The sequence below is a fragment of the Streptomyces pathocidini genome, from assembly GCF_001418495.1.
GTDB lineage: Bacteria > Actinomycetota > Actinomycetes > Streptomycetales > Streptomycetaceae > Streptomyces > Streptomyces pathocidini.
In genome coordinates this window covers 1-10,494 of the sequence record NZ_LIQY01000310.1, presented here as the reverse complement: position 1 = coordinate 10,494, position 10,494 = coordinate 1, and the positions used below count along the sequence as shown (strand labels likewise).

7 protein-coding genes are annotated in these 10,494 nt (G+C 71.4%); all 7 read right to left on the bottom strand.

The annotated features are described in order from the left end of the window. Window positions 1-148: 148 nt before the first annotated feature. A complete protein-coding gene (locus AOK16_RS15845; protein ID WP_079101438.1) occupies window positions 149-1,525 on the bottom strand; it encodes a ThuA domain-containing protein in 1,377 nt (458 codons plus the stop codon). A gap of 70 nt (window positions 1,526-1,595) precedes the next feature. Then, complete coding sequence (locus AOK16_RS15840) at window positions 1,596-4,061, bottom strand: PQQ-dependent sugar dehydrogenase (protein WP_240483590.1); 2,466 nt, start codon at window positions 4,059-4,061, stop codon at window positions 1,596-1,598. 325 nt (window positions 4,062-4,386) lie between these two features. After that, window positions 4,387-5,391, bottom strand: a complete 1,005-nt coding sequence (locus tag AOK16_RS15835) for a sugar phosphate isomerase/epimerase family protein (RefSeq protein ID WP_055472884.1) — start codon at window positions 5,389-5,391, stop codon at window positions 4,387-4,389. 14 nt (window positions 5,392-5,405) lie between these two features. Further along, window positions 5,406-6,581, bottom strand: coding sequence for a Gfo/Idh/MocA family protein (locus tag AOK16_RS15830; RefSeq protein ID WP_240483592.1), 1,176 nt, complete (start codon window positions 6,579-6,581; stop codon window positions 5,406-5,408). A 303-nt stretch (window positions 6,582-6,884) separates the two neighbouring features. Next, complete coding sequence (locus AOK16_RS15825; protein ID WP_055472883.1) at window positions 6,885-7,934, bottom strand: substrate-binding domain-containing protein; 1,050 nt, start codon at window positions 7,932-7,934, stop codon at window positions 6,885-6,887. Between the two features lie 3 nt (window positions 7,935-7,937). Continuing rightward, window positions 7,938-8,966, bottom strand: a complete 1,029-nt coding sequence (locus AOK16_RS15820; RefSeq protein ID WP_055472885.1) for an ABC transporter permease — start codon at window positions 8,964-8,966, stop codon at window positions 7,938-7,940. Next, a partial coding sequence (locus tag AOK16_RS15815) for a sugar ABC transporter ATP-binding protein (RefSeq protein WP_240483589.1) occupies window positions 8,963-10,494 on the bottom strand: 1,532 nt, incomplete at its 5' end. The genes AOK16_RS15815 and AOK16_RS15820, both read right to left, overlap by 4 nt.

Sequence of the window (10,494 nt, the reverse complement as noted above, 5' to 3'; positions counted from 1 at the left end):
GTCCCGGCGGAACCGGGGATCGGGCCCTGCCCTGCGGCCCTGGGACCCTGCAGCCGGTCGGTCGGGCGGGCGGGCAGGCGGCCGGCCGGGCCGGCAGCGAGGCCGCGTGAACGGCCCGCCCCCGAACCTGCCCACCCGTCCGGAGGATCTACCTCAACTCCTTGATGCGGATGTTGCGGAAGGCGACCTCGTCGCCCGCTCCGTGGTTCTGGATGCCGATGTGGCCCGCGAGGCTGCGGGCGGGTTCCCGGTTGGTGAAGTCGTTGATCCGGGTGCCGTTGAGCCAGATCCGCAGGCGTTCGCCCTGGGCCCGGATCTCGTAGGTGTTCCACTCCCCCGGCGGATTGAGCGCGGCGTCGCGCGCCGCCAGGTCGGCGGACTGGAAGCCGTAGACGGAGCCGGTGGTCTTCTCGTCGACGTCCGTGGCGTCGATCTGGATCTCGTAGCCGTTGTCGACGGCCGACCACGGGTCGTCGGAGGGCGGGAAGCCCACAAAGATGCCGGAGTTGTCGTCCCCGGCCGTCTTCCAGTCCAGCTTCAGCGAGTACGACCGGAACTCCTTCGCCGCGTACCAGAACAGCCCCATGCCGCCCTCGGACGTCAGCGTGCCGTCCTTCAGGGCGAAGGAACCGGGGCCGGCCTGCTTCCAGCCGTCGGTGTTCCGGCCGTCGAAGAGGTGCCGGTAGCCGGACTCCGACCGGCAGTCGACCTGTACGTCGCCGAGCGCGTAGCGGATGCCGCCGAGCAGGTGCTGGCGGAAGACGGGGTCGGCGTAGGACTCCTTGGTGTGGCCGAGGCCGGTGTAGAAGACGCGGCCGCCCTCGTACTCGTGGACCCACGCGATCGGGTGGTCCCCGTTCATGTTCCCGCCGGTGTACGAGGACTCGTCCAGGGAGGCCAGGACGTGGGCGGTGGAGCGGGGGTTGGTGCGGTAGTTGTACCACTCGTCGGTGCGGGTCCAGGTCTCGCCGAGGTGCGCGGTGGCGGGGTGGGCCCGGTCCTCGACCTTGATGGTGGCCTGCTGGATCGCCGGGTGGCTGTGGAAGTACCCGCAGACGAGCCCGCCGTAGAAGGGCCAGTCGTACTCGGTGTCGGCCGCGGCGTGCACGCCGACGTAGCCGCCGCCGTGCCGGATGTAGCCCTCGAACGCGGTCTGCTGGGCGGCGTCGAGCACGTCGCCGGTGGTCGACAGGAAGACGACGGTGTCGTAGCGGGCCAGGTTCCTGGCGGTGAAGGCGGCCGCGTCCTCGGTGGCGTCGACGGCGAAGCCGTTCCCGGCTCCCAGCGCCTTGATGGCGGCGATGCCGTCGGGGATGGAGTCGTGGCGGAAGCCCGCGGTTCGGGAGAAGACCAGGACTTTCTTGGCGCGGGAGGGGCGCGGCCGGGCGGCGGCCGGGGCCGCGGTGGCGCCCAGCGCGGGGAGGAGGGCCGCGGCGGCGGCCAGCCGCAGTGAGGTTCGTCTGCTGATGGAGCGGTCGCCGGTGGGGTCGGCGGGGGTGTTGGGCGGTGTGTCGTTGGTGCTCATCAGGTGGGCCCCTTGGAGGTGAGGCGGCCCGGGAGGGCGGCGGGTGGCGGCCACCCTCCCGGGTCCGGGATCAGCCGGTCGTGAGGGAGAAGTCGTCCACTTCGTAGAGCGCTTCGGTGCCGCTCCCCTTGAACACCAGGACCAGCGTGGTGGTCCCGGCGGGGGGCTTCGCGAGGTTTGCGGTCACGTCCTGGTAGGTCTCCCAGCCGCCCGTCGGCTCCACCTTCGCGGTGCCGAGGACCTTGCCCCTGGCCGAGCCGGTGCGGACCTCCAGGGTTCCGCCGATGCCGGCCGAGGCCACGCGCGCGGTCAGGGACTTGGCGTCGCCGATCCGGTAGGGCTCGAAGGCGATCCACTCGCCGTTGTTGACGTCGCCGACCGTCTTGCCGCCGTGGGCGGACTCGCGGTCGGTGGCCTTGACCCCCTTGGCGGTGTTGAAGTGCTCGGCCTGGCGGTGCTTGGGCTGGAGCACGTTCTGGTCATGGGTGGTCAGCGCGGGCTGCCCGCCCGCGCCCTTGTCGGTGTACTCGGCGTCGAAGACCGCGAAGATGTTGGCGTTGGCGTCGTGCTCGCCGTCCGCGCTGGTCTTGAGGGTGCCGGAGCAGCCAGTGGCCGAGTTGACCGGGTGGCCGTGGCTGTCGTGGCCGAGGATGTTGGTCACCTTGACCTTGGTGCAGTCGATCTCCCGGTCCTCGGGGTCGCTGACCTTCACCTTGAAGGGGATCTCGTCACCGAAGGTGAACAGCCGGCCGTCACCGGGCAGTTCGAGGGTGACCTTCGGGGCGGTGTTGCCGACCGTCAGGTGCACGCTCGCCGAACCCTCGCGCCCTGAGCCGTCCTTGACCGTCACGGTGGCGGTGTAGACGCCGTTCTTCTTGTACGTGTACGTGGGGTTGGGCTCGGCGGACTTGCCGCCGTCGCCGAAGTCCCAGGCGTACGTCAGCTGGTCGCCGTCCGCGTCCTCGGTGCCCTCGGAGGAGAACTTCACCTTCAGCGGGGACTTGCCGTTGGTCTTGTCGGACGTGGCCTGGGCGACCGGGGAGTGCCCGTCGGTGGCGTTCTCGATCCGGTAGAGCGCGGAGTTCTCGTCGCCGCCGAACCAGCTGAGGCCGTAGTCCAGGACGTAGAGCGCGCCGTCGGGGCCGAACTCCATGTCCATGATCTGGGTGCCGGACCAGGGCACGTCGTTGATCGACTGGACCTTCCCGTCCGCGTCCTGCTCGATGCGCTTGATCCAACGGCGGCCGAACTCGCCCGCGAAGAAGTCCCCGTCGTACGCCTCGGGGAACTTCACCGGGGAGTCCAGGTCGGCGTCGTAGCGGTAGACCGGGCCGCCCATCGGGGACTCGGAGCCGCTGCCGAACTCGGGCACGGAACCGCCGTCGTAGGGGATCCAGGCCGCCTGCGCGGGCGGCAGTTCGGTCAGGCCGGTGTTGTGGGGCGACTCGTTCCTGGGCGCCGCGCAGTCGAAGGACGCGCCGGAGGTCTGGTCGGCGAAGTCGTAGTCGACGTACGCGTCGTTGTCGCCGGTGCAGTACGGCCAGCCGTAGTTGCCGGCCTTGGTGACCCGGGCAAACTCGACCTGGCCTCCCGGGCCGCGCTTGGGGTCGGCCGCGCCCGCGTCGGGGCCGTAGTCGCCGACGTAGACGATGCCGGTGGTCTTGTCGACGCTCATCCGGAACGGGTTGCGGAAGCCCATCGCGTAGATCTCGGGGCGGGTCTTCTCGGTGCCGGGGGCGAACAGGTTGCCCTCCGGGACCGTGTACGAGCCGTCCTCCGCGACCTTGACGCGCAGGACCTTGCCGCGCAGGTCGTTGGTGTTGGCCGAGGAGCGCTGGGCGTCGAAGGCCGGGTTGCGCGTGTCGCGCTCGTCGATGGGGCTGAAGCCGTCGGAGGCGAAGGGGTTGCTGTCGTCGCCGGTCGACAGGTACAGGTTGCCGTCCTTGTCGAACGCGATGTCGCCGCCGACGTGGCAGCAGATGCCGCGCGAGGCCGGGACGTCGAGCACCTTCTTCTCACTCGCCGCGTCCAGCGTGCCGTCCTCCTTGAGCACGAAGCGGGAGAGGCGGTTGACGCCGTCGAAGGGCTCGAAGTCGCTCGCCGCACCGCTCTCGGGGGCGTCGCCCTCCGGGGTCTCCAGTGGCGGCGCGTAGTAGAGGTAGATGGCGCGGTTGTCGGCGAAGCCGGGGTCGACGCCCACGCCCTGGAGCCCCTCCTCGTCATGCGAGTAGACGGGGATCCTGCCGGCGACCTTGGTGGAGCCGGTGGCGTCGGTCAGGCGGAGCGTGCCGTCGCGCGAGGTGTGCAGCACCGAGCGGTCGGGAAGCACGGCGAGGGTCATGGGCTCGCCGGTCTCCTCGGCGCCCTTGGCGAGCGTCACCTGCTGGAAGTCCTCGGCGGCGGCGCTGTGTTCGGATTCGGGGTGACCGGGGTGCGCGCCTGCCTGGGGGGCGAGGAGCGAGAGGCTCGCGCCCGCGAGCAGAGCGCTCGCGAAGGCCGCGAGGGCCTTGCGGATTCTGGGCCTTTTCCTGTGCACGGTGTCCTCCGGAGGGATGACGGTGTGTGACAGGCGCGCGCCGTCGCGCCGGCCGGCCGCGGATCGCTGCCGATTCCGTGACCGGTACATCTCAAGGAGCGACCGTAACCGTGTTCATCCGGTTCGGAAACCCCTTTGAAACAGGGACAGTTGCACTTCTTCCACAGGATGGACAAAGCGGTGGTGGGCAGGGCGGAGCCGCCTTGGGGGCGGCGGCCGCCCAACCAGCCCATCTGCCGACCGGCAGGGTCGGCAGAAATCTCCCGCCGCAACGGCGAGCAATCGGTGCGGCGGAGCCCGGCGGTCTCGAACCGCGCTCAACCCATCAATCGCCACTACCAAAAGCGGCGTCGAAGGACGCGCTGGGCGGTTCGAAGTCGAACGCCTTCAGACGCGAGAGCGCCTCCGGGGCGCCCTGGAGGCGGTCCATCCCCGCGTCCTCCCACTCCACCGAGATCGGCCCCTCGTACCCGATGGACCGCAGCATGCGGAACACGTCCTCCCACGGCACGTCGCCGTGCCCGGCCGAGACGAAGTCCCAGCCGCGCCGCGGGTCGCCCCACGGCAGATGGGAACCGAGGCGGCCGTTGCGGCCGTCCAGCCGCTTGCGGGCCTCCTTGCAGTCCACGTGGTAGATGCGGTCCCTGAAGTCCCACAGGAACCCGACCGGGTCCAGGTCCTGCCAGACGAAGTGGCTCGGGTCGAAGTTCAGCCCGAACGCGGGCCGGTGGTCCACCGCCTCCAGCGCGCGCTGCGTCGTCCAGTAGTCGTACGCGATCTCGCTGGGGTGCACCTCGTGCGCGAACCGCACGCCCTCCGCGTCGAAGACGTCGAGAATCGGGTTCCAGCGCTCGGCGAAGTCCTCGTACCCGCGGTCGACCATGGCCGGCGGGGCGGGCGGGAACATGGCGACCAGGTGCCAGATCGCGGATCCGGTGAAGCCGATGACGGTGTCGACCCCGAAGGCCGCCGCCGCACGCGCCGTGTCCTTGATCTCGGCCGCGGCCCGCCGCCGTACGCCCTCGGCCTCGCCGTCACCCCAGATGCGGGACGGCAGGATGGCCTGGTGGCGCTCGTCGATGATGGCGTCGCAGACGGCCTGGCCGACGAGGTGGTTGGAGATCGCGAAGCACTTGAGGCCGTACTTCTCCAGCAGCGCGTGGCGCCCGTCGAGGTAGCCGGTCTCGCCCAGCGCCCGGTCGACCTCGAAGTGGTCGCCCCAGCAGGCGAGTTCGAGCCCGTCGTAGCCGAAGTCGCGGGCCAGCCGGCAGACCTCCTCCAGGGGGAGGTCGGCCCACTGTCCGGTGAAGAGGGTGAAGGGGCGTGGCATGGTCCGGGAACCTCCTAGGCCGGTAGGGGCGTTACGGGGGTGTAGACGGAGTTCTTCTCGGCGCTCTCCTCGACGGCGGCCAGCACCCGCTGCACCTGGAGCCCGTCGGCGAAGGAGGGTTCGGGCAGGGCGCCGGAGGCGATGGAGCGCATCGCGTCGGCCGCCTGGTGGACGAAGGTGTGCTCGTAGCCGAGCCCGTGGCCGGGGGGCCACCAGGCCTCCAGGTAGGGGTGATCGGGCTCGGTGGCGAGGATGCGGCGGAAGCCGGCGGAGGAGGCGGGTTCGGTGTGGTCGTGGAAGTGGAGCTCGTTGAGGCGCTCCAGGTCGAAGGCGAGCGAGCCGCGGTCGCCGTTGAGCTCGATGCTCAGGGCGTTCTTCCGGCCCGCGGCGAACCGGGTGGCCTCGAAGGAGGCGAGGGCTCCGGAGGCCAGCCGGCCGGTGAACAGCGCCGCGTCGTCCACGGTCACGCGCCCGCGCGGCACGCCTCCCCCGGAGTCCCCGCCCGCGCTCGCCGACAGGCCCGCCACCGCGCCCGCGGGCAGCGGCCGTTCGCGTACGAACGTCTCGGTCAGCGCGGAGACGCCGACCAGGTGCTCTCCCGAGAGGTACTGGGCGAGGTCCACGATGTGGGAGCCCAGGTCGCCGAGGGCGCCGGATCCGGCCTGCTCCTTCCGGAGCCGCCAGACCAGCGGGAACTCGGGGTCCACGATCCAGTCCTGGAGGTAGCTCACGCGAACGTGCCGGAGGGTGCCGAGCCGCCCCTGCGCCACCATCCGCCGGGCGAGCGCGATGGCGGGCGTGCGGCGGTAGTTGAAGCCGACCATGGCCAGCTGTCCGCGCGCCCGCGCCCGCTCCGCCGCCGCGACCATGGCCTCGGCCTCGGCGACCGTGTTGGCGAGTGGCTTCTCGCACAGCACGTGCTTGCCCGCCTCCAGGGCCGCGATGGCGATCTCGGCGTGGCTGTCGCCCGGGGTGCAGATGTCCACGAGCTGGACGTCGTCGCGGGCGATCAGGACGCGCCAGTCGGTCTCGGCGGCCCCCCATCCGAGCCGGTCCGCCGCGCCGCGCACGGCGTCCGGGTCGCGTCCGCAGATGGCGGCCATGACCGGCTGGACGGGCAGGTCGAACACCCGCCCCGCGGTCCGCCACCCCTGCGAGTGGGCCGCGCCCATGAAGGCGTAACCCACCATCCCCACCCCGAGGATAGGGCGCCCGCCCTCGCCGGCGGCCTCGGCGGCGGCCTTTTCGGCGGCCTGGTCGGAAATGCTGTCGTCCATAGGACCTCCATTCGTCGTTCCAGCCGTCGCTGGATGGGCGCCCCGCGTCTGCCGCTGGGGCGGCCCCGGTCGGCCGACGGCCTGGCCGTGGCCCACCGCCCCGGCGCGCGGCCCTGCGCCCGGAGCCCGGGATGGCACACGCCCGGAGCCCGGGAGCGGCGCGCGGCCGTGCGGCGGGCCGCCGTACGGCCCTCACACGGGCCGTACGGCCACCCGTCAGCTGAAGCCCGTCGGGAGGTACTGGTCGACGTTGTCCTGGGTGACGACGGCGGAGTACAGAGTGATGGAGGCGGGGATCTCCTGTTCCGCCATGCCGCCGACGCCCTTGCCCTGGCCGAGCGCCCGGGCGAGGTCGATGGCGGAGGCGGCCATGGTGGGCGGGTAGAGGACGGTGGCCTTGAGCACGGAGTCGCCGGCCTTGATGGCGTCCATCGCGTGTTTGGAGCCGGCGCCGCCGACCATCAGGAACTCGTCCCGGCCGGCCTGCTTGATGGCGCGCTCGGCGCCCACACCCTGGTCGTCGTCGTGGTTCCACAGCGCGTCGAACGAGGACTCCGCCTGGAGGAGTTGGGCCATCTTGGCCTGGCCCGACTCGACGGTGAACTCGGCGGCCTGGCGGGCGACCTTCTTGATGTTCGGGTAGTTCTTCAGGGCGTCGTCGAAGCCCTGGGTGCGCTGCCGGGTGAGTTCGAGGTTGTCGAGTCCCGCCAGTTCGACGACCTTGGCGTTCTTCTTGCCCTTGAGCTGCTCGCCGATGTAGTTGCCTGCGTTGAGCCCCATGCCGTAGTTGTCGCCGCCGATCCAGCAGCGGTAGGCCTGCGGGGAGGCGAAGACGCGGTCGAGGTTGACCACGGGGATGCCCGCGCGCATGGCCTTCAACCCGACCTGGGTGAGCGCCTTGCCGTCGGCCGGCAGGATCACCAGCACGTCGACCTTCTTGTTGATCAGCGTCTCGATCTGGCCGATCTGCTGGGCGGTGTCGTTTGACCCCTCGGTGATCTCGAGGGTGACGTCCTCGTAGGTCTTCGCCCGGTCCTTGGCATTCTGGTTGATGGCGTTGAGCCAGCCGTGGTCGGCCTGCGGGCCCGCGAAGCCGATGGTGACCGGCTTGCCGGGCTTGTCTTCGGCGGCGGCCGCGGGCTCCTTCGCACCGTCCGGGTCGCTGTTCTCGTTGCTGGTGCAGGCGGTGAGGAACGCGCCGGCGGAGACCGCGGCGGTGCCGAAGAGGATGCCCCGGCGACTGGGGATACCTGGTGTGGTGGACATGATCTAGGACCCTTCCGTGCGGGCGGTTCGGTGCTGGACCAGGACGGCGGCGACGATGATCGCGCCCTTCGCGATCTGCTGGACGGCGGTCTCCAGGTTGTTGAGCGCGAACAGGTTGGTGATGGTGGTGAAGACCAGGACGCCGAGGACGGAGCCGGTGATGGTGCCCCGGCCGCCGCTCAGGAGGGTGCCGCCGATGATCGCGGCGGCGATGGCGTCCAGTTCGTAGAGGTTTCCGTTGGTGTTCTGGCCGGAGCCGGTGAGGACGATCAGCATGAAGGCGGCGATCCCGCAGCACAGCCCGGACAGCAGGTAGAGCAGCAGCCGCTGCCGCTTGACGTCGATGCCGGCCAGCCGCGCGGCTTCGGCGTTGCCGCCGACGGCGACCGAACGGCGGCCGAAGGTCGTGCGGTTGAGCAGCAGCCAGCCGATGGCGGTGACCGCGGCGAAGACGAGGACCAGCGGCGGGACGCCGAGCACGTACGAGTCCGGAAGGCCCAGGTCCAGCACCGGGTCGACGGTCACGACCTGCGTCTTGCCGTCGCTGATCTGGAGCGCGAGGCCGCGCGCGGAGGCGAGCATCGCGAGGGTCGCGATGAACGGCACCATGCTCCCGTACGCGATGAGCACCCCGTTGATCAGCCCGCAGCCGACGCCGACCAGCACCGCGCACAGCAGCATCCCGCCGAGCCCGTACTCCTGCGTGGCCAGCGTGCTCGCCCAGACCGAGGCGAGGGCGACGACCGCCCCGACGGACAGGTCGATGCCCCCGCTGATGATGACGAACGTGACGCCGACGGTCACGACGCCGATCACCGAGGCCTGGGTGAGGACCAGTTGGAGGTTGTCGGTGGACAGGAACTGCTCGGGCTTGGTGATGCCGCCGACCGCGATCAGGACGGCGAGCACCCCGAGGAGGGAGAGGTTCCGCACGTCCGCGCGGTCCAGCAGCGCACGGAGCGGGCCCTGCCCCCGGGGCGTACGGGGCCTGGCGGCGGGGGCGTCGGCGGGGACGGTTCCGGGCGAGCTCAGCACGACGGGCTCCCTTCCATGACGAGATCGAGGACCCGGTGCTCGTCGAGCTCCCGGGCGGGGGCGGCATGGACGACCCGGCCCTCGCGGAGCACGAGCACCCGGTCGGCGAGGCCCAGGACTTCCGGGACCTCGCTGGAGACGAGGAGGACGGCCACGCCGTCGTCGGCGAGGCGCCGGATCAGGGCGTACAGCTCGGCGCGCGCGCCGACGTCCACCCCGCGGGTCGGCTCGTCCAGCAGCAGCACCCGGCAGCCGCGCAGCAGCCAGCGGGCGAGCACGACCTTCTGCTGGTTGCCGCCGGACAGGGTCCGTACGAGCCGGTCGGGGTCGTTGGGGCGCAGCGACAGGTCGCGGATGGTGCGGTGGGCGGCGGCGCGTTCGCCGGAGCGGTCGAGCCAGCCGGCGCGGGAGAACCGGGTCAGGGAGGAGACCGAGACGTTGCGCGTGATGGACTCGAGCATCAGCAGGCCCTGCGCCTTGCGCTCCTCGGGCGCGAGCCCGAGCCCGGCGCGTACGGCGGCGAGCACGCTGCCGGGGCGCAGCGGGCGGCCGTCGACCAGGACGCGGCCCGCGGTGGGGCGGCGGGCACCGTAGATGGTCTCCAGGATCTCGGAGCGCCCCGATCCGACGAGTCCGGCCAGGCCCACGATCTCACCGGGCCGCAGTTCGAGGTCGACGGGCGCGAACTCGCCCGCGCGGGCCAGCCCTTCGACCTTCAGTACGGGTTGGGCGGCGGCCTTGGGCTGGGTCAACGGTCGTTCGGGGAAGGCGTATTCGACGTTCCGCCCGGTCATCAGGGCGACGATGTCGCGGGTGGGGGTGGACTGCGCCGGGAGTCCGCGGGCGGCGGTGCGGCCGTCCTTGAGGACGGTGACCCGGTCGCCGATGCGGCGGATCTCCTCCAGGCGGTGGGAGATGTAGACGACGGCGACGCCGTCGGCGGTGAGGTCGGCGACGATCCGGAAGAGGTTGTCGACCTCGTCCGGGTCCAGTACGGCGGAGGGCTCGTCCATGACAATGAGCCGCACCTCGTGGGAGAGGGCGCGCGCCATGCTGACGATCTGCCGGCCGGCCGCCGAGAGGCGGGTGACCAGGGTGTCGGGGTCGATCTCGGGGTGGCCGAGGCGGGCCAGCAGCCGGGCGGTTGCCGCTCGGGCGGCGCCCGAGCGGACGAAGCCGGCGGTGCTGGCCTCGTGGCCGAGGTGGACGTTCTCGGTCACCGACAGGTGCTCCACCAGGTCGAGTTCCTGGTAGATGGTCGCGATCCCGAGAGCCATGGCGGCGGTGGGCGACTTGAGCCGTACGCTCTCGCCGCACCAGCTGATCTCGCCCGCGTCGGGCTGGTGGGCCCCCGCCAGCACCTTGATGAGCGTGGACTTCCCGGCACCGTTCTGCCCCAGGAGGCAGTGCACTTCACCGGCCTGCACGTCGAGGTCGACGCCGTCCAGGGCGCGTACGCCGGGGAAGGACTTGGTGATGCCGGACATGGTGCGCAGGGGCGGGGCGGGGGCTTGCTCTGGTGCCA